Source organism: Lactobacillus sp. IBH004 (assembly GCF_026185255.2).
GTDB classification, from domain to species: domain Bacteria; phylum Bacillota; class Bacilli; order Lactobacillales; family Lactobacillaceae; genus Lactobacillus; species Lactobacillus melliventris.
Genome location: NZ_CP110217.2, coordinates 86,242 through 109,299, shown reverse-complemented (window position 1 = coordinate 109,299; position 23,058 = coordinate 86,242). Strand labels below are relative to the sequence as shown.

Below are 23,058 nucleotides of genomic sequence, written 5' to 3'. Positions count from 1 at the left end.
AACCTGATATGACCCCCAATTTATCCTAATTTTAGGGAACACTTCAATCCTTTGGATCTCTTTTGCTAGCTATCTACCAGTCTATTTCCAGTAAAATTGGGCAATGATCGGCGCGCGCTCCTGTATCCATCATTTCAGAGCGCTTTACCTTATCAGCAACTCTATTGCTTGTCAGCCAGTAATCAATTCTCCAGCCTGAATTGTTGGCTTTAGCAGTTCTTACCCTTTGAGCCCACCAAGAATAGACCCCTTCAACGTTGCCGTGAAGTTTTCTAAAAGTATCTGTAAAACCGGCTTTAAGCATTTTGGTAAAATCTGCCCGTTCTTCATCAGTAAAGCCAGCAGAATGATGATTAGTATCAGGATGCTTCAGGTCGATTTCATGGTGCGCACAATTATAATCACCACTAGCCAAGACCGGCTTTTCCTGATCTAATTGCTGCAAATATGCGATGTATTTTTCATCCCACACTTGCCGGTCATCTAGGCGCTTAAGGCCATTGCCAGAATTGGGGGTATATACTTGCGTGACAAAATACTCAGGAAACTCTAAAGTAATAATTCTGCCTTCGTGATCCATTGGCTCCGGCGCTCCAATAATAGGATAAGTTACTTTAGGCTTAAGTTCTTTTTTATATAAAAACATAGTTCCGGCATAACCTTTACGAGCTGGTTCTTCTGAGGAACGCCAGACTATATCATATTCAGGGAATTCCTTAGTTAATATTTCCCAATGCTTTTTAGTAGGACCCGTGGAGCGTAATTTTGTTTCTTGAATGGCAACAATATCTGCATTTTGGTCATGTATTTTTTCTAAAACCTTACGTGTCTCCACTGCACGCGAGGAAGTTCCGGTTAAAGCAGCATTTAGTGAGTCGATATTCCACGAAATTAAGATCATATTCTTCTCCTTATTATTCATTTCTTTCATTATATAGTTTTTTCACGGGGACTCAAAATTTCAGTAATTTTACCAGTACTATTTTGACATAAAACTTTATCTGATTTGCTCAAAAATGCTGTTATTTTTTTCACGACCTCAGCAAAAAAATTCGAAATTTTTTTAATATTGCTTAATCCCTTGATGCACAATATTGTAAGCGATTACTACTGCGGCGCGGTTTTTGCAAAAATTAATTTTTCACAATTTTATATTTTTAAATCATTTTGAGCAAGTGTATAATAGCACAAGAGATAACAATAATAATCTTTGGAGGTTAGATTTTATGACTAAAATTTATGCTTATGCCATTCGTAAAGACGAGGAACCATATGTACATGAATGGAAGGAAGCGCACAAGGATATTGAGGTTGATTATACTGATCAACTTCTTACCCCTGAAACAGCTGAATTAGCTAAGGGTGCTGACGGTGTCGTAACTTACCAGCAACTTGATTATAAAGCTGATACAATTGAAGCTTTGGATAAATTAGGTATTCATAACTGGTCAATCCGTAACGTTGGTATTGACAACATTGACCTAAAGAAAGCTAAAGAATTAGGCTTCAAGATCACTAATGTTCCTGTTTATTCACCAGATGCCATTGCTGAACATGCTGCCATTCAGGCTGCCAGAGTTCTACGTCAAGATAAGGCAATGGACGAAAAAATCGCTAAGCATGATCTTCGCTGGGCACCTACAATTGGTCGCGAAGTACGTGACCAAACAGTTGGTGTTGTTGGTACTGGTCATATTGGTCAAGTATTCATGAGAATTATGGAAGGCTTTGGCGCTAAAGTTATTGCCTACGATATTTTCAAGAACCCAGAATTGGAAAAGAAGGGCTACTACGTTGACGACTTAGATGAGCTTTACGCTAAGGCTGACGTTATTTCACTTCACGTCCCTGATACTCCAGAAAATGTTCACATGATTAACGATGATTCAATCAAGAAGATGAAGGACGGCGTTGTGATCGTCAACGTTTCTCGTGGACCATTAGTTGATACAGATGCAGTTGTGCGCGGTCTTGATTCAGGCAAGATTTTTGGCTTCGTAATGGATACTTACGAAAACGAAGTTGGTATTTTCAACAGTGACTTTAGTGGCAAAGAATTTCCTGACAAGCGTCTGGCTGACTTAATTGCACGGCCAAATGTTTTGGTTACGCCACACACAGCCTTCTACACTACTCACGCTGTACGCAACATGGTCGTTAAGGCCTTTGACAACAACTTGAAGTTAATTAAGGGTGAAAAAGCTGATACTCCAGTTGATTTAAATAAAGAGTTTTAATTTCTACACTTATTTCCCTTCTTAAATACACTTTTAACATTTCAAATAATACAAAAAGACACCAGATAAAATTATCTGATGTCTTTTTTAGGCTAAATTTAATTAGCAGAAGCATTAACAGCTTGAATTAATGCGTTTCTAAAGCCCAGTTCTTCCAGTTTGGTGACGCCTCTGATGGTTGAACCACCTGGGGTAGTGACTTCATCTTTTAACTCTTCAGGCAGCTTTTTACTAGCTAATGCCAATTTACTGGTACCTAAAAGCATTTGGTTAATTATCTGATATGATTCTGCTCGCTTAACACCGTTTTGCACAGCGGCATCACTAAGAGCTGCAACCAGCAAATCAACGTAAGCAGGTGTGCATCCGGCTACTGTACCATAGATACCCAGTAAGTTTTCGGGTACGACATATACTGTTCCCATTTGTGTAAAAATCTTTTTCACAGCAGCGATTATTTCCGGCTTTTCATCTGGCAGAAAACTAATAACAGTAATGCCAGCACCAACTTGAACCGGTGTATTGGGTACAACTTTGGCAAAGGTAGTGCCTTGCGGAAGATCTGCATTAATCTGCGTCAGGTCACCGCCACCAGTTGACAAAATTATGCCATGATATTTTTGACCTAAATTTTTGATGATGGTTGCAGTAATTGAACCGCCCACTGCAACTAGCACTGCTTGACAGTCCTTAAAGTCATCATAATTATTAATCAAGGTTAAGTGCAGCTTAGCTGCAAGTTTTTGCGCTGTATGATGTTGTCCACCGTCAAAAACATAGATGTCTTCACTGGGATTTTTAGCATTTAACAAGCCCTTAATAATTGCGGCGCCAATCTTACCAGCCCCAATAAAGCCAATTTTCATCACTTATTCACCTTTTTAAAAGTCTGTTTGATCTGGATCATTTGCTAACTTACCTGCTCCATGCAAACCATCAAGTTTAGCCATATCTTCTTCAGATATAGTAAAGTCAAAGACTTGTAAGTTGGATTCAAGACGCTCGCGGTGGACCGATTTTGGTAATGGAACAAAGCCATGTTGCAACGACCAGCGTAACAGGACTTGTGCTGGACTTTTATCATAGTGTTGGGCTACAGAAACTACTGTTTCGTTGGCAAATAAATCTCCTCTGCCTAGTGGTGAGTAAGCCTCACTCAGAATACCCAGTTCTTTGTTATAAGCTGTTACGTCTTCCTCCATATCACTAGGATTCAAGTAAATTTGATTGACGGCCGGACGAATTTTGGCAGTTTTCAGTAATTCAGCCAAATGCTTGCGTCTAAAGTTAGAGACTCCAATTGCACGAATTTTTCCTGCTTGCACTGCTTCTTCCATTGCCTGCCAGCTCTCCGCATTTAACTCAGCCCAGTGATCACGTACAGGAGCCGGATTAGGCCAATGGATTAAATACAAATCAAGATAATCCAAGTCTAACTTAGTCAAGCTTTCGTCAATGGCAGCTTTAGTTTTTTGATAGCCGTGATGATCGTTCCACAACTTAGTGGTTACAAACAAATCATGTCTGTTCACTCCACTTACTTTGATTCCCCGGCCAATACTTTCTTCGTTACCATATGCGGCAGCAGTATCAATTAACCGGTAGCCCAGATCCAGTGCATTCTCAACGGTTTTTTGAGCAACTTCACCGTCAGGAGTTTGCCAGGTTCCCAGTCCGATAACCGGTATTTTGACGCCATTATTTAGTTCATAAGTATCATTTAAAGAATGAATTTTGCTAGTCATAATTTTTCACCTCTCCCATCATTATACCGGATTGAACTATACTTCTACAGTAAAAGATAGCAATTATTGCGGTTGTTTTTGGAAGTCGCTTTTAAGTAAAGCCACAAATTCAGGATAGGTAGTTACTTCGTATAACGGATGCAAGTTCATCGTATTTTTCCGTTTCCGGTGGTTATACCAAATACTGTCAAAGCCATATTTTTCTGCACCTAGTATGTCTGACTGCAAACCGTCACCAAAGAAAACTGTTTGTTCCGGGCCGATTTTAGTATGAGCAAAAAAGTAATCAAAGATACGGGCATCAGGTTTAGCAAATCCTGCTTCTTCTGATGTCACAATCAACGAAAAATAATTAGCGATTCCGGCTAATTGTAGCCGATGTCTTTGCATATATGCTTCGCCATTACTTAAAATAGTCAATGCATAATTTTGTTTTTTGGCATAGCGTAAAGTATCAACTACACCCGGGAGCAGTTTATGTGCTTCGCCAAAATAAGAGCGGTATTCGTTCATTACTGCTAAGCCGTCAATTTCAATCCCGAATTTAGATTTAATAAAATTGGCAAAAGCTATTTTACTCAGCTGCTCATAGTCGATCTTGCCCTGCTCAAGCTCACGCCACAGACCTTGATTATATGCATGATAGTCCCGCTGCAGCTCATCAGTTAACGGCCATTGGTGCGCTTTAAAAAGACTCTGCAGAGCAAAACTTTCTGTAGCAGCAAAGTCAATTAAGGTATCATCAACATCAAAAATTATTTGTTTATAACGCAAGCATGTTCTTCCTCTCCAACTATTCCTCAGAATATAACACGTATTCACTAAAAATTAGTGTGGAGATTCATTATAACAATATTTCACAGCTAAAGAACATAATTAACTATTTTTAAATTTTGGGTTGCATTGCTACTGCTATTTCACAAAATAAGCTATAATATCCTTTAATTTTAGCAAAAGGGGTGATTGAGCATGTTTACACTATTATTGATTTTTTTTCTCATTTGGCTTTTTGTCAAAATGGGTATTGGCATCTTTAAAATTCTATTTTTCCTTCTGACTTGTGCTCTGACCTTCTTTTTCTTTGTTCAATTACTGCTTCCGGTAGCTGTTTTTCTGGGAGTCATTTTTCTCATATTTGCCCTAGTTAGACGCTAGTTTATCTCCAAAATTAAACATATATTCAAGCATAATAAGTATCACTTTTAACTTATTATGCTTTTTTATATTTGCGAATGCTATATGATTTTTTATTAACCTCGATAACTTACTCGCACATCACGTTGTGACTTTTACTTGTGTTTGAGACTAAATTTTTCTCTATCAAATACAAGATATTGTGGTATAGTTCTAGTGGACACCATAGATAATGTATCTGTGGAACAATAATTAATTTTAAGGAGTGACTTTGAATATGAAAAATACGAGCATAACGTTGGATCAGGGCTACATTGATCAAGTGAAACAAAATGTCACCCCCCATTGGGGAGAACTTGGCTGGGTTACTTATAAACGAACCTATGCCAGATGGCTTCCGGAAAAAAATCGTTCCGAAAATTGGGACGAAACGGTTAAACGTGTAATTGAGGGCAACATTAACCTTGATCCTCGTCTCAAAGGCACTCCTTCAAAAGAAGTAGTCGCTGAACTAACAAACGAAGCCAAGGATTTATTTAAACTAGTGTACGGTTTAGGAGCAACGCCTTCTGGACGTAATCTGTGGGTTTCCGGCACCGACTACCAAAAGCGCAATGGTGACTCGTTAAATAATTGCTGGTTTATTGCTATTCGGCCACAAAAATACGGTGATAGCCATATAGTTCCCGACTATTTAGGTCAAACGCAAGAAGCAGTTTCAATGCCTTTTTCATTTCTTTTTGACGAATCAATGAAAGGTGGCGGCGTTGGCTTTTCTGTTGTCCAAGACAATATTAAAAAGATTCCTACAGTTGATAATAAAATTGATTTAACGGTTGTAATTGATAAAAAGAGTGCTTCATACGCTGATTCAGTTAAACTTGGTGCAACGGATAAAGATGAATGGGCCAAGCAAAGCAAGGACAAATCAGATTACGTTTATTACAATTTGCCTGATACTCGCGAAGGTTGGGTTTTAGCTAATGCCCGTTTAATCGACATGCACTTCAATCAAACTAATCCCGAGAATAAGACCAAGCTGGTACTTGACATCAGCAGAATTCGTCCTTACGGAGCTAAAATTCACGGCTTTGGCGGTACCGCTTCTGGTCCTATGCCATTAGTGGAAATGTTTTTCGATATTAACAACATTATTAACAACCGGGCTAGTGGCAACTTAACTTCTGTTGATTGTACGGATATCTGCAACCTGATTGGTAAAACAGTCGTTGCTGGTAATGTAAGAAGGTCAGCGGAACTAGCTTTAGGTACAAGCACCGACCAAGACTTTATCACTATGAAACAAGATAAAGACAAACTTTACCACCACCGTTGGGCCTCAAACAACAGTGTAGCCATTGATTCTAACTTTGATGAATATGAACCAATCGCAAACGGTATTAGAGAAAATGGTGAACCGGGAATAGTTAACCTGGATTTATCTCGTAATTATGGCCGGATCATTGACGGTTATCAAAAAGATATTGACGGTGATGTTGAAGGTACGAACCCTTGTGGAGAAATTTCCTTGGGTAATGGTGAACCATGCAACCTGTTTGAAGTATTCCCGTATATTGCCGAGCAAGAAAACTGGGATTTAAAAGATGTTTTCAGAATGGCAACTCGCTTTGCTAAACGAGTAACCTTTAGTGACTACGACTGGGAAATATCCCGCAACATCATTTCCAAGAACCGGAGAATTGGTGTTTCAATGTCAGGTATTCAGGACTGGCTCTTAAATGATTTAGGTCACCGCGTTGTTACCGGCTTTGAAGACAGCGTTGATGAAGAAACCGGTGAAAAGATTAAGAAGCCAATTTACGATCCTCAAGGAATTAAAATGGTCACTTCCGCTTACCAAGCTGTCGTTGATGCTGATAAAGAATACAGCAAGACTTTAAGCTGCAACGAGTCAATTAAACATACTACTGTTAAACCTTCAGGTACTGTGGCCAAATTAGCGGGAGCTTCTGAAGGAATGCACTTCCACTACGCCGGCTACCTCATTCAACGGATTCGGTTCCAAGCTTCTGACCCACTGCTTAAAGCGCTCGATGCCTGTGGTTACTACTCAGAACCAGATATTTACTCACCAAACACAACTTGTGTCGAATTCCCATTGCGTGCTGCTCACGCTGACAGCAAGAACTTTGCCTCAGCTGGCACGGTTTCAATTGAAGAACAGTTTGCAACACAAGCCTTTTTGCAAACTTACTGGTCAGATAACGCAGTCAGTTGTACGGTTACCTTCCAAAGCGATGAAGGGGACAAGATTACACCACTGTTTAAACAATATCGGCATGTGATTAAGTCAACTTCTTTATTGCCATATTATGGTGGCTCACTGAAACAAGCGCCAAAAGAACCCATTGACAAAGAAAAATATGAAGAAAGAAAAGCTGAGATCACCGGTGATGTTGCTCAAGTATTTGCCGAGCAAAATGATGATCAAAAAGATTTGGAGTTAGTCGATCAAACCGACTGTGAATCTGGTGCATGTCCTGTTAAATAAATTAAGTAGGCGAAATCTTAGTCATGAAAAAAAGTAAATTACCAGTAATTGCCAGCGTAGCTGCTATTTTTGCCTTTAGCCTATCCGGCTGTGAGAATAACCAGACAAAGCCAAAACCCAAGACAAATAATATTTCTGTTAGCTATGTTTTAGCTGCTAAAAATGATACTGAAAAAAAGACAGTTAAAGTGCCGCAAAAATCTACTGTAATGACCGGTTTGAAAAAGGCGTGGAAAGTTGACAGTAATAAAGGCTTTATCACGGCAATTGACGGTAAAAAACAAAATGCTAAAAAGAAAATTTACTGGACTTACACTATCAATGGCAAATACGCTACCAAGGGTGCTAACCAGCAAAAAGTCGCAAATAAAGACAAAGTTAAGTTTACTTTAGCCAAAATGAAGTAAAACTATTGGCCGTGCAAGTGACTAAGTACGAACTATTTTAGTGCTTGCACAAAAATATTAATAGATTGGGAGTTTATATATGAAAAGAAGCAAATTATCAGTTTTGACCGGAATAGCCACCATTTTTACCTTTACCTTTGCAGGCTATGAAACAACTCAAAATGTCCAACAGGTTGAAGCCAGCAGTAAGATCAAAGTTACTTACACTCTAAAAGTACATAATAAGACCTACAAGAAGAAGACTATTAAATTGCCAAAGCATTCAACTGTAATGCGTGGTTTAAGGAAATGCTGGAAAATAAAGAGTGACCATGGACTTATTACTTCAATAGCTGGTAAGAGCCAAAATCCAAGTAAAAAAATCTATTGGACTTACAAAATAAATGGTAAGTTCGCTCAAAAAGGTGCCGCAATCCAAAAATTGGCAAATAAAGATAAGGTTAAGTTTACTTTAGCAAAAGTTAATTTCTAATTTGTTATGGCACGTAATTCAACTAAGAAATTAGCATTACTAGCGATTTTAACAGCCATGTGCGTAGCGCTGAGAATTTTTAAAATAATTCCTGTGCCTAATGTCCAGCCGGTAACCGATATTTTAATGATTGTAACGTTGAATATCGGCTTCGGCTTTGGCTTTGCCTTAGCTCTTTTAACCATGGTGGTCTCCAACATTTACTTAGGCTTTGGCATTTGGACTGTGGCGCAAGTTTTAGCCTTTGGCGGCTGCGTCTTAACCGTTGCTTTGCTGGATAAATTCACGCCATTGAAAAAGCATTTTACTTTGCAACTGATTCTCGCCGTTTTTCTCGGTTGGGAATATGGCTGTTTTGTCGACTTTGGTATGTCTATTTTCGGCGGCTTTAACGCATTCTTGGCCTACTGGGCTGGTAGTTTAGTCTTTGATACCTACCATGCCATTGGTAATTTGGTATTCTACCCGATTCTCTACAAGCCACTGAATATTGCGCTTGATCATTACAAACGGAGGCTTTTATGACGATTAAAATTTATACTAAGGTAGGCGATCAAGGCTTTACCAAACAGGTTACCGGTAAAATGGTTCCTAAATATGACCTGCAAATTGTTGCTGTCGGTGATATTGATGAACTTGATTCATACCTCGGTGTCGTAATTGCCAATTTGTCTGCCAAATGCCAAGAATTGCATGATCCTATCCAAAACTTACAGCGGGACTTATATGAACTAGAAAGCGATATTGTTGTCAAAAGGCACGAAGAGATTACACCTGAAACAGTAACCAAGCTAGAAAAGGAAATCGACGAACTTAATAAGAAAATACCCCAAACAACCCATTTCATTTTGCCTGGCGGTTCGATTACGGCAACTCATTTACATTATGCTCGGACAGTTGCCAGACGGGCTGAACGTTCCATGGTTAAATTAAACGCCGAAGAGCAAAAGTTAGCTCCTGCTTGTTTAAAGTATATCAACCGTTTATCAGATTACCTTTTCATTCTAGCGCGCTATGCCAACGTACTGGATGGCGTGCCTGAAGTCAAAAGTAAAATCAAATAAGTTTATTAGCATTTAAAAAAGTGAAGTAGTTCCAACCAAGAATTACTCCACTTTTTCTTTATCTTAAATTAGTATTTTACTGCCACCAGAGTTTAATTAAACCTTGTGTGCCCAAATCACCTAAGTGCTTTTCATCAACAAGTATCTCATATAACTTCTTAGCTTCTGCAGTCGCCGGCAAGTCAATTTTCATTTCTTTTGCTGTCTCTAAAGCAATGCGCAAGTCTTTCAAAAAATGCTTACTGAAAAAGCCTGGAGTATAATCACCCTTTAAGACGCGCGGACCGTAGTTACTTAAACTCCAGTTAGCAGCACTACCAGCACCAACAGTTTTAAGGACGGCTTCAAGATCAAGGCCGGCCTTTTTGGCATAAACCAGCATTTCTGTCATGCCAGTCATTGTTCCTGCAATCATGATCTGGTTAGCCATTTTAGTATTCTGTCCCGCACCAGCTGGTCCAAAATAGTGAACTTGCTTGCCGAAATCCTTAAAAATAGGTTCCAAGCTTTGGTATGCGGACTCATCACCACCAATCATGATGGTCAGTATACCGTTTTTCGCTCCGAGGTCACCGCCTGAAACGGGAGCATCAAGGACTTTTGCACCCTGCTTTTCACCTGCAGTGAAAATCTTTTGCGCTAAAGCCGGCTTGGAAGTGGTCATGTCTACCAGATTTTTACCCTTAACTTCAGCTTGTAAAATACCGTTATCGCCGAAATAAACTTGCTCAACATCAGTTGGAAAACCAACAATCGTGAAAATGGTATCAGTTTGTTCAACTACAGCTTTAGGATTTTCACACCAAGTAGCACCTTTTGCAACCAGATTATCGGTCTTACTCTTTGTCCTGTTATAGACCCACAGCTCGTGACCAGCTTTTAATAAGTTAAGGCAAATTGCGTTACCCATTACGCCAGTGCCAATAAAACCTATTTTCATAATCAACATCTCCCTTATTAAAACGTTTTCTGGACAATTTAATCATACCACTAACTTATCTTTAATAAGCAGGTATTTAGATTTTGATTAATAAATAGTTCTGCCTGTCCACCATATTCCGGCATCCCTAATAAAGTAAAATTCTTGATGGCCCACTTGCACTTAGATATGCACTCTGATTTATGCACAAAATGATATTTGATTATATTTTCCAACAATACTAATACAGTTTGATAAAAACAGTTTAAGCCTCATTTTAATGCTTTAGCAGCTTTAACAAAATGCCGCGCTTCCTTATAAGCCTGTTGTTCAATGCAGATCATTAAGAGATTGTAAATTACTCTTAATAATTCTTCTTGCTGGCGCAGCCTTGAAGCGCCCTTTAATTTTTCAACTATTTTTTACCTATTAGCAAATTGCTTTTCAAGTCATAAATCAGGATTAAATCAATTGCAAACACACCTGTAATTATAGTTTAAACGGTGCCATATCATTTTTAACTAAAAAATTAGTTTACTATTTGACTTAACCTTAACTTTAAGTACTACAATTTTGATAATTATAAAATTTATCATGCTGAACATAGCAATTTATAAATGTCAGCTCGTTACCACAATAAAGTATTTTATAATTATAATTAATAAATATGAAACAAATTAGTGCAGGAGGCACTTTATATGAACAAACATGAAGATTTCTTATTAAACCAAATTGCCGGACCCCAGGATCTTAAAAAATTAAGCATCCCTGAAATGGAAAAATTAGCCCAGGAAATCAGAACATTAATCTTAGAAAAAGATGCGGCTGAAGGCGGGCATCTTGGTCCCGACTTAGGAATTGTGGAGGCCACAATTGCCTACCATTATGTCTTTAATGCACCCGAAGACAAAATTATTTGGGACGTTTCGCACCAAACATATCCCCATAAAATGTTAACTGGACGGGCACAGGCCTGGCTTGATCCCGACCACTATGAAGATGTCACTCCGTATTCTAATCCGGACGAAAGTCCTTATGATTACTATTCAATCGGCCATACTTCAACCTCTATTGCGCTAGCAACAGGTATGGCTAAGGCCCGCGATTTAATGGGCAAGCATGAAAACATCATGGCTTTAATTGGTGATGGTTCGATGACTGGCGGACTGGCCTTTGAAGGCTTAAACAATGCTGCAATTGAAAAACATAACTTGGTAGTTGTAGTTAATGATAATCAATGGTCAATTGATGAAAATGTTGGCGGCTTAGTGACTGCTCTAAAGAAATTACGTGATTCAAACGGCCAGACTGCCGAAAATCCGTTTACAGCTATGGGCTTTGATTACCGCTATGTCGCAGACGGCAATAACCTGACTGATATGATTGCCGCTTTTAAAGCAGTTAAAGATGTTGATCATCCCATTTTATTACACATTAATACACTGAAGGGCAAGGGCTATGAGCCCGCAGTTTCTGATGAAGAGGCTCACCACTGGGTATCACCCTTTAATTTAGAAAATGATCAACCACTTGCTCCAGAAAGTCAGGAGCCTACCCCTAATTCAGTGGCGCTTGACGTGATTAAAGATGAGATTAAAGCAGGAAAAAGCGTCATGGCGATTGATGCAGCCATTCCGGGTGTCTTTGACCTGGAAGAGTTCAAAAAAGAATTTCCCGATCATTACACGGACGTGGGCATTGCTGAACAAGAGTCTGTTGCTTTTGCCACGGGGTTTGCTAAAGAAGGTGGCATTCCAGTTTTAATGGAAAATTCTACTTTCCTACAGCGTGCTTTTGACCAACTGTCTCACGATACGGCTGCCAATGACCTGCCAGTTGTAATGCTAGTAGCTGGCGGGCGAATTTCTAACCAATCAAAAACGCACTTGGGAATCTTTGACCAAGTAATGATTTCTAACTTACCTAATTGGATTTATCTGGCTCCTACTACACTAGAAGAAGAAAAGGCAATGATTAAGTGGGCCATTAAACAAAGAAAACACCCCGTTGCTATTAAAATGCCGGCTAATGTGCCAGATGCAGACGAACAAACTGTAGTAACCAACTACTCAGAAATTAAATATCGGGTTAAACCAGGTAAAGATGTGACTGTCATAGCATTAGGAGACTTTTATCAATTAGGTAAAGACGTGGCACATAAGTTAGGAGCTACCCTAGTTAATCCACTCTCTGCCAATATTTTAGATAAACGAACCCTCGACCAGTTAGCAGCCAATCATCAAGTAATTGTTACGCTTGAGGATAATTCGTTAGATGGCGGCTTCGGGCAAAAAGTGGCTTCTTATCTGGGCAAAGAAAAAGTTAAGGTGCTCAATTACGGCCAAAAGCGCGTTTATACCGATCAAACTCCAGTTAAAGAAATTTACCAGCAAAATCATTTAACTACTGCTCAAATTGTGGCGGATGTACAGCAGCTTTTATAATTGCAAACTATGGCTGCAAGGAGTTGATTAATAATGACTAAAAAACATAAAACTATCATAGCAGGCACATTGCTATTAGTGTTATTGCTACTTGCGGTTTACATCTTCAAAAACAACTACCAAAAAGAAAATGGTGCTAGCATTCGCATCGCTACGCCGACACTTTTTGTACACGGCTGGGGCAGCAGTTACCACGCTGAAGAAAGTATGGTGGCTTATGCCCAAAAAAGTCATGCTACTAATTCTGTCATACGCGCTGATGTTAGTCCTGCCGGTAAAGTTACTTTACTAGGGACAATTAAAAAACGGGCCAAGAACCCGATAGTTGAAGTCAACCTCCAAAATAACAAGAGCATTTTTGCCGGATTAAGTAATCAAACTTCTGCCATGAACAAAAGCAGCAATTATATTAAAGATGTAATCATTGCACTGCAAAAAAGATACCGTTTTAACCGCATTAATTTAGTAGGTCACTCTATGGGTAATTTACAGATTGCTTACTACTTGCACAATAATGCCACTAATGCGCACATGCCTCACTTAAATAAACAGGTTTCAATTGCCGGTCACTATAATGGTTATATTGGTGAAGTGGGTGCTCCTAAAACAACTGTTCTTAATCATGCAGGCAAACCGCAAAAAATGAGTGCAGGCTACCGCGCACTTTTAAATTTAAGAAAAAAATTTCCTCAAAAAGCTGCAGTTTTAAATATCTATGGTGATATGGGGTCTGGCAGTGATGGTGATGTCACCGTTAACTCTGCCCGTTCTTACCGTTACTTAGTCAGTAAACGAGCCCGTTCATATCAAGAAAAAGAAATCAGAGGTCCTCGCGCCCAACATAGTAAATTACATGAAAACACACAAGTTGACCGTTTGCTAGTTAACTTTCTCTGGTAATTAGCTTACTGTATTTTACCTTGATCGTATAAACTTATTTTGTTTTTTAACCGCGCAATGGTAACTTGAATATTTTGGTCTTGCTTTTCTAGCCTATGCAATTCTTTGACTAAAATTTGCCGTCTGGGTTTCTTAGTATCACTGCCCTGCTGCATCAATTTAGTATATTCCAGCAAATCATTTACCGGAATTTTCACCTGACGCATGCACTTAATAAAACTAATCCAAGTAAGATCTTTTTCTTCGTAGTTTCTGACACCATGTTCCTTCTTTATCGCAGGTATTAAGCCCATCTTTTCATAGTATCTGAGAGTTACAGGAGTCAAATCTACTCTTTCAGCCACTTCTGATATTTTCATTATTGTTCCTCTTTCTGATAGACCTAAACTTAGATCTAAGTTTAAGCATTAGCTAAAAAAATATTGAGTTAAACACAGCGATTGTTCTTGCTTGTTTTATCTAATATTGATTGAAAAGTAACCTATAATTAATAGTTATAGGCGCTTTTTATCTTTCGCTTTTACCGATTAGTTAAAATTTTAATCATACTACTTTTTTATGTAAAATACTTTTTAAACATGATCTTGTATAACTCGTTTGCATTAAAGGGAATTTTTAGCGGCAAAAACTATTTAGCAAGGAGAAGATAATATGGAACTAAGAGTTTTAAATTACTTTGTAGCCGTGGCCCAAGAAGGCAATATGACCCGTGCTGCCAGAAAGCTGCTTATCTCCCAGCCAGCTTTATCAAGACAAATTGCTGAACTGGAAGCTGAACTTGGCGTTAAATTGTTTAGCCGTAAGTCGCGGCATTTAGCTTTAACTCCAGCAGGTCATTATTTACTTGAACAGGCACAGGAAATTTTAGATTTAACTACTAAAACGAAAAGAAACTTGACAAAAGCTTCTTTTATTAGTGGCGATTTAACCATCGCTGCGGGAGAAAGCCTCGGGATGCAGCGGGTCATGAATGTGGTCAGCGCAATTATTAAAGAGCACCCTTCTGTTAAAATTCACTTATTAAGTGGAGACTACAGTTATGCCGAACGCAAGCTAGATAACGGGACGGTTGACTTTGCAGTCATTATCGGGAACGTTCCTTTAGCTAATTACGCCTCTTTAACACTACCCGAAAAAGATACTTGGGGAATTTTAATGCCTACTAATGATCCCTTAGCGCAAAAAGCAGTGATCAGACCGGCAGACTTACAAGGACGCTCTTTACTAAATTCGCAGCAAGCACAAAAAATGCACCTTTTTCAAAACTGGCTGGGAAATTATTATGACACTGTGAATTTTATTGGCAGCTATAATTTAAATTTTAACGGTACCTTGATGGTCAAAAATCACGCCGCATTAATGCTTACTTTAGATAAATTAGCCGATACTTCAAAAAACTCTGGCATTACATTCAGAAAATTACAGCCAGAGCTGCACCAAGCTATCAAAGTAGTTTGGAAACACGGTGTTAATTTATCACCCGTCGCAGAATTATTTTTAAAATTACTGCAGGAATCAATTTTTAAGTAATAATACTTAATGCCAAAAAAAATGAAAAGAAAAAGAATATCATAGACTTTAAAAGCCCCGTAGCTATTACTACAGGGCTTTTTCTAACTGCCAGTACTTTGGTATTTTTGTAAAAATACCCGCCATAACTGATAAATTAGGATAAAAAAGAATACACACGCGGCAGGAACTAACAGTAGCCAGACCCACTCATGCTTAACTGCAATTTTTTCTTGTGGAATTGAAGCAACCCAGCCGATTGGCAAGATAAAGGTCATAATTAGCCTTAAAGCCGACGAATAGATCGCTAACGGATATTTACTCATGTCAAAAAAGTCAAATGTTGTTTCTGCCAAGTTGGCTAAACCATTAGAAAGTAGTGCAACGATATTACCTAATACGGCCAATCCCAAAAAGATGAGCGAAGTAAAAAGTGAGATAAAAATAAACATGACCGTGATATACCACGGATTATGTAACTGCATATCCACAATTATCAACAACAAAAGCGCAACAATTAAATCGCCCCACGCATCTTCATCGACTCGTTCATTAACAAGCTGAAATAAAGGATTGACTGGTTTAATTAAGATTGTATCTAAGCGCCCGTCATGAATATAATCAGAAATGTTGAGTGCATTGATAAAAAAGCAGCGAAAAATAGCAAAAGCTAAAGTTGCCAAGGCATAAGTTAAAAGCAGCTGTGCAAAACTATAGCCTTTAATGCGGGGCACAATATTAAAAATAAATCTTAAAGCCAGGATATTAAGCAAGTTTTGAATGATCATCCCTGCTAGCGCAAAATAAAAGTCCAGGTCATAAACAGCAAGTGATTTTAAATTTACTTTTAAATAAGTGGCTAACAATTTTAAATATCTCATTATTACCCTCCTTGAATCACAGTTGAAACAACGGAGCGCTTAAACAAGAATTTAAAAAGCACGTTGAACAGGGCAATATAGGTTAGCTGGATCAAAACTACTTGAATAAATAAACTCCACGATGGCTTTTGCGCCAGCATTCCTACTGCACCAAATGAATATTGAAATGGCAAATAAGCGGCCAACTTTTTGATCACTGCCGGATAAAAATTGGTCGGAAAAATATTGCCAGCTAATACCAATAGTATTGCTTCTTTAAAAGTGGAGATGCCCCAAATACTATAAGTATAAAAAGAAAATGTCCCTAAAAGCAGTTCCAGTTCAAAATACAATAAATACGCCAAAGTGGTTGTTACTAAGACCATTAAAATTGTGCTCACTGCAATTTGAAAATTCAGAATCCATAAACAAACTAATAAATCCACTGTACCAATCACTGCAAATTTGACAACTGAATAGCCAATGCTTTCCCACAGTAGCTGCGTTGCAAATGCTACTGGTTTTAACAGGTCAAGTGCAATATCACCAGAACGAACTTTATCATTCACATCGTAGCTGGTTTTAGGAAAAAGCACGGTCAAAAGCTGCATTAATACCAAATAACTAATTGTTTGTTTAAATTCACCGTTTGGCTTGCCAGTTAGAACAGCTTGCCACAAAAAATACTGTACGGTAAGCGAAATTAAAGATGAAAACAGCCAGAAAATCAAAGCATATTTTGAAGCTAGACCTTTTTTTATTCCTATTTTAATGAGCATTAGCCTATATTTCATTGCTGCACCTCCTGCTGTTTGAGGTGCGCCAATAAATATGCCAATTTATTGCTCTTAACTTCAATATTGGCAACTGGGATGCGGGCAGTAATTGTACTTAACACTTCTTTCAGATTTTCTTGCTTAATGCCTGCAATCTGGTATGAACCGTTTTTAAGCTGTATCATGTTGGGCCATTGCTTTATTAAAGTGGCGCTCAATTTATCCGCACTAGTAAAAGTGACTGTTGTGGGCACATCTAATTCTGCTAGTTGTAGACTACTTTGATCTAATACCAACTGACCTTTATTCAAAATTAAAATGCGTGAGCATACTTTGGCTACTTCATCGAGATCGTGCGAAGTGAAAATGATCGTTTTATCAGTCAATTGTTGTAAAAATTGCGTGATACTATTTTTTGTCAGAACGTCAAGACCAATTGTGGGTTCATCTAAAATAAGCAGTTCAGGATCGTGAATAAGAGCTGCAATAAATTCAGCTTTCATCCTTTGACCCAAACTAAGGGTGCGCACCGGTTGCGTTAAAAACTCGGTAGCCTGCAACAGCCGCGCTAACTTTGTTACCCGTTTGGTAAAAATATCCTCCGGTACTTGATATATTTCACGGTTGAGTTTGAAGGTGTCTATTGCGGGCAAGTCCCAGCGTAATTGGCTTCTTTGCCCGAATACTACTCCTATTTTAGCCGCATTTTTTTGTCTGTTATTAAGCGGATCTCTACCAAAAGTCTTGATACTGCCGCCATCAGGCTGCAAAATACCTAAAATCATTTTGATCAAGGTTGACTTGCCGGAACCATTTAACCCCACTAAGCCAACATGATCTCCTTGATGAATCTCTAGAGAAACATTTTTTACTGCGTCAAAAATGCGATATTCTTTGTGAAACAGCTTAGCTGCTTTCACCTTACGATACCGTTTCGCCAGGTTCTTGGTTTCAATTATCATTAATTATTCCCCAATACTTAATTCAGAGTGCAGATTTCTTCCCCAATATAGAAACCAACACTCACCTTGAACCGGCGTTTCCAAATCATAGCGCCATTATAGCGCTTAATTTTTATTTTTCCAAACTCTTGCAGTTACTTTGAAAATAAAGCCAAGATAAAAATGGCCACAATTACCAAGATATCTGCAAATTTCATCTTTTCTTTAAGGAAAATATCGCCAAAGATGACGCTGTATAAAGAGGTCATATTTAAAAAGATCCAGGCAATGCTTGAATTGGGTGAAGACGTTGCCAAAGTATAAGTTACTTGCGCTAAAAGCGTTAGAATCGCCCGGGAACCATAAACTAGATAAACCTTACCTTTGAGATTTTCAGCGCTGATTTTAAGAGTTTTGTTTTTATAAATAAAAGTAATTAAGGTAATTAAGCAGCGCACATAAATTGTCATGATAGTAAAAAAGACCAGATCAATCGGTTTGATAAGGCCTTTGGTTAATAACGGCGAAAGTGCCGCTTGAATAATCAACAAGGGCGCAATGACGGCAAATGTGGTTAATAAAATTTTTAAATTTAAATTATTATGGCGCTGCTCGAAAACAATATAAATAACCACGATTACAGTGGAAATAATAGAAACTAAATATGAAGATTTGCTAAAGTAACCCATCGTGAGCAAGATGGCCCAAGGAATAAAAAGATCGGTCACTTTACTCAAAAGCACAGACTGCATGATTGAAACTTTTTTGAACACATAGCTGTAACCATAAGCAACAACTTGTGCCAAAAAAGCATATAAAAGGACTTTAATAAGATAGTTATTGGTTATTCTGGGACTGGGAAAACTGTGCAGGACGTAAATTAGAAAGAAAGTTACTAAAACCGAACTACAAATATTGTTTAAAAAGTTCACATCAATTGAACTTTGCTTGCGATAGCCCATTTGGTAACGGTCAATAACTGATATTATTCCCCTGGAAAATGAAGAAATAGTGGCAAAAATAATCAACCAAATATTACTGATAATCATGCTTCCTCCGAATGACAAATTTTGTTTAAAACTATTACTAATATTTTGGTCTTTGCAGCCACAATTAAAAAGTCAGAGAAATAGTTATTACCAGTAACTATGAGTTGTTCAGTTACTAAAATCCAGCCATTGGACATACAAAGTTTAAATGTATTCAAATGAAATCCACTTAAGACTAATCATAAAAATACAGTATTTGGTTTGAATAGTACTTTATTATACATCAAGTTTAACATTCAAAAAAGACTAGGATTTGATATGACCCCCAAATTTAGGACAAATTTGGGGGTCATTTTTATGTCTAAATTATCTAAACAAGATAAAATTGAAATCTATCATCTTTGGCACGATTATCAAATAAGCCCTGCTGAGTTAAGTCAGCGTTATCGGGTTGGCAGATCTAATATTAATTACTTGTTAGCTTTAATTGGCCGTCACGGTCTAGCTATTTTAGATCAGCCTTTCACTACTTATACAAGTAATTTTAAGGAGCAGGCCCTTAGGCGAATCATAGTTGAACATGAGCCTGCCCGTCGAGTATCTATTGACTTGGGCTTAAAAAGTAGTGGCATGTTGTACAACTGGCTGCGCGAATACCGTAAAAATGGGTATAATATCGTTAACAAGCAGAGAGGACGACCGCCCCATGACCAAAAGAGAACAGCTGATCAAACAGGAAAATCATCGGCTCAAGCAAGAAAACGAACGCTTACGCCAGCAGAACTTGAAGCTGAAAATCGAGAACGAATTCGTAAAAAAATTGAGCGTCTTAGTCGACCAGCGGACCAAGAACCGCAAGCCGCGGAAATAGCCCAGGCAGTTACCCAACTAAGACGCGAGCTTAAAGTCAGCGTAACTTTTATTCTTGATGCCATTAATGCCAATCCCAATCTGCCCCATCTATCCCGCAGTAATTATTACTACACTTTAAAGAAGAAGGACAAAGAGCGGGACAATCGAGAAATAATGGCTGAAATCAAAGCTATCTATGAAGAACACAAGCACCGCTATGGCTATCGCCGCATTACTGCAGAGCTTAGGCGTCGCGGTTTATTAGTCAATCATAAAAAGGTGCAGCGCCTAATGAACAAGCTGAAATTGTTTGGCATAGTCAGTAAACGCTGGCACAAATACAGCAGCTATCGCGGCACTCAGGGTCCGATTAAGCCTGACCTGATTAAACGCAGCTTCAGTGCGGTTTATCCCAATCACAAATGGTATTCAGATGTGACGGAGTTTAAGCTCAAGGGGCAAAAGACCTATTTATCACCGATCATTGATGGCTGCACCCAAGAGATTGTTTCCTATACTATTTCCCGCAGCCCTAATCTTAAGCAGACCATGGACATGTTAAGGCAAGCTTGGCGCAAACATCCGGCACTGAATGGTTTGATCTTTCACACAGACCAAGGCTGGCAATACCAAAATGGTCAGTTTCAAGCGTGGCTCAAAAATCATGGCATTAGCCAATCAATGTCACGCAAGGGCAATTCGCTTGATGATGGGCTAATGGAAGGCTTCTTCGGGATACTCAAGCGAGAAATGTTTTATGGCTTTGAAAAGCACTTTAAGAATCTCACTGAACTGGAAGATGCGATTAGAGACTACATTGAGTATTACAATCAGAAAAGAATCAAAATTAAACTAAAAGGACTAACTCCGCTTGAATATCGAAAGTTAGTCCTCAGTTAGCAGCTAATATAAAGTGTCCTAATTTTAGGGTTCACATCAATTTTTTCATCCTAGTCTTTTTTATTATTTATGCTTTACTATATGCCAGCCCTCGTTTTAATCTCTGCCAAAAGCTGGTATCTTCAGTTTGCAAAATTACGCCTTGATAGATTTTACTAATATATACTGTCATGCCAATAATACTTACTATTAAAATTACCAGCGACAGAATAACTTCCATATTACCCACATGACCATTAATTATCCGAATTGGCATCATGAATGAAGAAAAGAATGGCACATAGGATAATATTTGTGGCAGAATTTGTTCGGGGTTAGAAATAAAGGCAAGCGACAGGAAAAAGGCAATAAGGGAAATCATCGTAGTGCCTTGAGCAGCTTTTGAAGAATCTTCTGGCTTGGCTACTAAAGCTCCTGAAAAAGCTGCCAATATCGTATAAATAATTACACCCAGAATCAGGAAAATGAGATTGACATTTACCAAATTGCCCAGAATTTTATTTATTACTACCTGGTTGTCATGCATAAATGAAGCCGTAATTTTTGCATGTAAAGCCCAGCGGTAAGTGGCCCAGCCGCCAACAATATAGATTAAAAGTTGCGTAATAATTACACCAAAAATACCCAGAATTTTTCCTAAGAAATATTTTGCCGCAGTTGTACTGGAGAAAATGATTTCCATAATCTTCGTACCCTTTTCAGAAGCTATTTCTTGAGCTGTAATGCTACTGTAGGAAAGCAAAACCATGTAAACGACCATAATCACTATAATTAATGACACCATTTTAGCCAGTTTATCGCCCAGCTGCTTTTTCTGGAGGATCTCACTATACTGCGGTTGCTGTTGTAAGGCCTTAAGCTGATGTGGTGCTAATTGCGCCTGCTGCAAATTCAGTTGACTCTGCAAGACTTGTAAATAACTTTTTACTTTAGGCTTCAATTCATCATCAATGGGTGACGCTCCGTGATAAATGGCCTTAACCTGCTTTTTTTGCGTTTCAAATACCAGGTAACCATCAATCTTTTCTTTTTTGACAGCCTTTTTAGCAGATTCAGCGGTTTTAATTTTAGCATCAACATATTTATCATTGTTTTTAATAAAGTTTTGGCGAACTTGCTCATTGGAACTGATAACTGCAATCTGGCTGTCTGGATCAGAACTAGCACCGATAGCTCCTCCTAAAGCACTACATCCAATTATGAAAAACGGTCCCAAAATCAAAAGCAGAAAAGACCAAGACTTAACTTGATGCCAATAAGTTTGCAGCGTTACGGTCCATAACTTATTCATGTTGTTCACCAGCTTCCATTCTAAATATTTCGTCAAGCGTTGGTGGCTGTTGCCGAAATTCTTCAATATATTCGCCATTTGTTAAGGCATCAAAGACCTCCGGACCACTATTCTCATCATCAATTCGTAAAAGATATTGACCATGCGCTTTCTTTTCCACTTTTTTAACGTGAGGGAGCTGCAGCAATTCTGCAAGCGACTTAGTAGTTTTGCAGTAAATTTCCGTTTTACCAAATGAGTCACGAACAGCGTCAACCGTACCATTTAAAACAATTTGTCCCTTTTTCAACATGATTAAACTGTCGCAAATTTCTTCGACATTTGACATATCGTGACTGGAGAAGATAATTGTTGCATTATTCTTTTTAGCATCTAAAACTGCGTTTTTGAGCAAATCTGCATTTACCGGATCCAAACCACTAAATGGTTCATCCAAAATAATTAATTTTGGATGGTGAATCAAAGTACAAATTAATTGCACCTTCTGTTGATTACCTTTTGAAAGTGTTTTTATTTTGTCACTTTTTTTGCCCTGGACATCAAAGCGATTTAACCAATCATCGATTTGCGGTTTTATTTCTTTTGCCGAGCGGCTTTTTAGCTGCGCCAAATAAATAATTTGCTGCTCAATAGTCATTTTGGGTAGTAAACTGCGTTCTTCCGGCAAATAGCCGATAGTATCAAAAGTTTTTTCAATAATGGGCTGATCTTCCCAAGTAATTTTTCCTTCATAGTGCAGAAAGTTTAAAATACTATGGAAAGTCGTAGTTTTCCCTGCGCCATTTTGACCAATCAAACCCATGATTTCACCAGGCTGAATGGTAAAGTTAACGTCTTTAAGAGCCTGAAAATCACCAAAGCGCTTACTTAAATGCTCTACTTTTAGCATAGCTCCCTCCTTTATTCTAATAACAATATAAGCAGATTTTACCATATGCACTAATATAAACGAAATAGTTTTTTAATTTAAGCAGACTTAAAGCAACAGTATTTGCAATACTACTTTCATTCATCTTTTACTGAGTTTTAGCTCAGAGTAAAAAGACTAATAAATCATGTTAACAAAACATTAATTTATTAGCCTATTAAAATTTTTGATCAAAATA

At 38.2% G+C, this 23,058-nt stretch carries 23 protein-coding genes; 10 read left to right on the top strand and 13 right to left on the bottom strand.

All coding sequences use genetic code 11. The annotated features are described in order from the left end of the window. Window positions 1-73 precede the first annotated feature (73 nt). A complete protein-coding gene (locus LDX54_RS00520; RefSeq protein ID WP_122025471.1) occupies window positions 74-901 on the bottom strand; it encodes an exodeoxyribonuclease III in 828 nt (275 codons plus the stop codon). 325 nt (window positions 902-1,226) lie between these two features. Here LDX54_RS00520 and LDX54_RS00515 point away from each other — a divergent pair, with 325 nt between their 5' ends. Next, window positions 1,227-2,237: a D-2-hydroxyacid dehydrogenase gene (locus tag LDX54_RS00515; protein WP_122025470.1), complete on the top strand. Its 1,011-nt coding sequence runs from the start codon at window positions 1,227-1,229 to the stop codon at window positions 2,235-2,237. 98 nt (window positions 2,238-2,335) lie between these two features. On the opposite strand, the gene LDX54_RS00510 is transcribed toward LDX54_RS00515, so the two are convergent. The 3 genes from LDX54_RS00510 to LDX54_RS00500 all read right to left on the bottom strand — a co-directional run bounded on the left by LDX54_RS00510 (window position 2,336) and on the right by LDX54_RS00500 (window position 4,756). Further along, the gene (locus LDX54_RS00510) at window positions 2,336-3,103 is read right to left on the bottom strand and encodes a pyrroline-5-carboxylate reductase (RefSeq protein WP_122025469.1); all 768 of its coding nucleotides are present in this window, start codon (window positions 3,101-3,103) and stop codon (window positions 2,336-2,338) included. A gap of 15 nt (window positions 3,104-3,118) precedes the next feature. After that, entirely contained in the window at window positions 3,119-3,982 is an 864-nt protein-coding gene (locus LDX54_RS00505) for an aldo/keto reductase (protein WP_046324085.1), read from the bottom strand. A 63-nt stretch (window positions 3,983-4,045) separates the two neighbouring features. Then, a complete protein-coding gene (locus LDX54_RS00500; RefSeq protein ID WP_122025468.1) occupies window positions 4,046-4,756 on the bottom strand; it encodes a YjjG family noncanonical pyrimidine nucleotidase in 711 nt (236 codons plus the stop codon). Between the two features lie 637 nt (window positions 4,757-5,393). Here LDX54_RS00500 and nrdJ point away from each other — a divergent pair. From nrdJ to LDX54_RS00475, 5 genes are all read left to right on the top strand, one after another. Further along, on the top strand, window positions 5,394-7,628 hold the full coding sequence (gene nrdJ / locus LDX54_RS00495) for a ribonucleoside-triphosphate reductase, adenosylcobalamin-dependent (RefSeq protein ID WP_122025466.1): 2,235 nt from the start codon (window positions 5,394-5,396) through the stop codon (window positions 7,626-7,628). A gap of 23 nt (window positions 7,629-7,651) precedes the next feature. After that, the gene (locus LDX54_RS00490) at window positions 7,652-8,035 is read left to right on the top strand and encodes a DUF4430 domain-containing protein (protein ID WP_122025465.1); all 384 of its coding nucleotides are present in this window, start codon (window positions 7,652-7,654) and stop codon (window positions 8,033-8,035) included. 79 nt (window positions 8,036-8,114) lie between these two features. After that, window positions 8,115-8,507: a DUF4430 domain-containing protein gene (locus tag LDX54_RS00485; RefSeq protein ID WP_265667200.1), complete on the top strand. Its 393-nt coding sequence runs from the start codon at window positions 8,115-8,117 to the stop codon at window positions 8,505-8,507. A 6-nt stretch (window positions 8,508-8,513) separates the two neighbouring features. After that, window positions 8,514-9,032: an ECF transporter S component gene (locus LDX54_RS00480; RefSeq protein WP_046324079.1), complete on the top strand. Its 519-nt coding sequence runs from the start codon at window positions 8,514-8,516 to the stop codon at window positions 9,030-9,032. Next, window positions 9,029-9,571 carry a cob(I)yrinic acid a,c-diamide adenosyltransferase gene (locus LDX54_RS00475; RefSeq protein ID WP_122037100.1) on the top strand — a complete coding sequence of 181 codons (543 nt, stop codon included), beginning with the start codon at window positions 9,029-9,031 and terminating at the stop codon, window positions 9,569-9,571. The genes LDX54_RS00480 and LDX54_RS00475 overlap by 4 nt, the downstream gene beginning before the upstream one ends. 76 nt (window positions 9,572-9,647) lie before the next feature. On the opposite strand, the gene LDX54_RS00470 is transcribed toward LDX54_RS00475, so the two are convergent. Then, window positions 9,648-10,511, bottom strand: coding sequence for an NAD(P)-dependent oxidoreductase (locus tag LDX54_RS00470; RefSeq protein WP_265667201.1), 864 nt, complete (start codon window positions 10,509-10,511; stop codon window positions 9,648-9,650). Window positions 10,512-11,188: 677 nt separating this feature from the next. Here LDX54_RS00470 and LDX54_RS00465 point away from each other — a divergent pair. Both LDX54_RS00465 and LDX54_RS00460 read left to right on the top strand, forming a co-directional pair. Beyond that, window positions 11,189-12,934 (top strand): 1-deoxy-D-xylulose-5-phosphate synthase, encoded by a 1,746-nt coding sequence (locus tag LDX54_RS00465; protein WP_265667202.1) that lies wholly within the window; start codon window positions 11,189-11,191, stop codon window positions 12,932-12,934. A 33-nt stretch (window positions 12,935-12,967) separates the two neighbouring features. Continuing rightward, window positions 12,968-13,834, top strand: coding sequence for an alpha/beta hydrolase (locus LDX54_RS00460; RefSeq protein ID WP_265667203.1), 867 nt, complete (start codon window positions 12,968-12,970; stop codon window positions 13,832-13,834). A gap of 5 nt (window positions 13,835-13,839) precedes the next feature. Here the strand turns inward: LDX54_RS00460 and LDX54_RS00455 are convergent, their stop codons facing one another. Beyond that, entirely contained in the window at window positions 13,840-14,193 is a 354-nt protein-coding gene (locus LDX54_RS00455) for a MerR family transcriptional regulator (protein ID WP_110445384.1), read from the bottom strand. A 292-nt stretch (window positions 14,194-14,485) separates the two neighbouring features. On the opposite strand from LDX54_RS00455, the gene LDX54_RS00450 reads away from it, so the two are divergent. After that, a complete protein-coding gene (locus LDX54_RS00450) occupies window positions 14,486-15,364 on the top strand; it encodes a LysR family transcriptional regulator (RefSeq protein ID WP_265667204.1) in 879 nt (292 codons plus the stop codon). 83 nt (window positions 15,365-15,447) lie between these two features. Here the strand turns inward: LDX54_RS00450 and LDX54_RS00445 are convergent, their stop codons facing one another. The 5 genes from LDX54_RS00445 to LDX54_RS00425 all read right to left on the bottom strand — a co-directional run bounded on the left by LDX54_RS00445 (window position 15,448) and on the right by LDX54_RS00425 (window position 19,127). Beyond that, the gene (locus tag LDX54_RS00445; protein ID WP_199282444.1) at window positions 15,448-16,227 is read right to left on the bottom strand and encodes an ABC-2 family transporter protein; all 780 of its coding nucleotides are present in this window, start codon (window positions 16,225-16,227) and stop codon (window positions 15,448-15,450) included. Beyond that, window positions 16,227-16,997, bottom strand: coding sequence for an ABC-2 family transporter protein (locus LDX54_RS00440; RefSeq protein WP_046324072.1), 771 nt, complete (start codon window positions 16,995-16,997; stop codon window positions 16,227-16,229). Before LDX54_RS00440 ends, LDX54_RS00445 begins: the two co-directional genes overlap by 1 nt. Further along, the gene (locus tag LDX54_RS00435) at window positions 16,994-17,941 is read right to left on the bottom strand and encodes an ATP-binding cassette domain-containing protein (protein WP_265667205.1); all 948 of its coding nucleotides are present in this window, start codon (window positions 17,939-17,941) and stop codon (window positions 16,994-16,996) included. The genes LDX54_RS00440 and LDX54_RS00435 overlap by 4 nt, the downstream gene beginning before the upstream one ends. A 134-nt stretch (window positions 17,942-18,075) precedes the next feature. Next, the gene (locus LDX54_RS00430) at window positions 18,076-18,969 is read right to left on the bottom strand and encodes an EamA family transporter (protein ID WP_265667206.1); all 894 of its coding nucleotides are present in this window, start codon (window positions 18,967-18,969) and stop codon (window positions 18,076-18,078) included. Beyond that, window positions 18,966-19,127 carry a hypothetical protein gene (locus LDX54_RS00425; protein WP_265667207.1) on the bottom strand — a complete coding sequence of 54 codons (162 nt, stop codon included), beginning with the start codon at window positions 19,125-19,127 and terminating at the stop codon, window positions 18,966-18,968. The genes LDX54_RS00430 and LDX54_RS00425 overlap by 4 nt, the downstream gene beginning before the upstream one ends. A 139-nt stretch (window positions 19,128-19,266) precedes the next feature. On the opposite strand from LDX54_RS00425, the gene LDX54_RS00420 reads away from it, so the two are divergent. Continuing rightward, the gene (locus LDX54_RS00420; RefSeq protein WP_348650909.1) at window positions 19,267-20,661 is read left to right on the top strand and encodes an IS3 family transposase; all 1,395 of its coding nucleotides are present in this window, start codon (window positions 19,267-19,269) and stop codon (window positions 20,659-20,661) included. 67 nt (window positions 20,662-20,728) lie between these two features. Here LDX54_RS00420 and LDX54_RS00415 read toward each other — a convergent pair whose 3' ends face one another. Both LDX54_RS00415 and LDX54_RS00410 read right to left on the bottom strand, forming a co-directional pair. After that, window positions 20,729-21,952 (bottom strand): ABC transporter permease, encoded by a 1,224-nt coding sequence (locus tag LDX54_RS00415; protein ID WP_265667208.1) that lies wholly within the window; start codon window positions 21,950-21,952, stop codon window positions 20,729-20,731. Beyond that, on the bottom strand, window positions 21,945-22,841 hold the full coding sequence (locus LDX54_RS00410; RefSeq protein WP_265667209.1) for an ABC transporter ATP-binding protein: 897 nt from the start codon (window positions 22,839-22,841) through the stop codon (window positions 21,945-21,947). Before LDX54_RS00410 ends, LDX54_RS00415 begins: the two co-directional genes overlap by 8 nt. Between the last annotated feature and the right edge of the window lie 217 nt (window positions 22,842-23,058).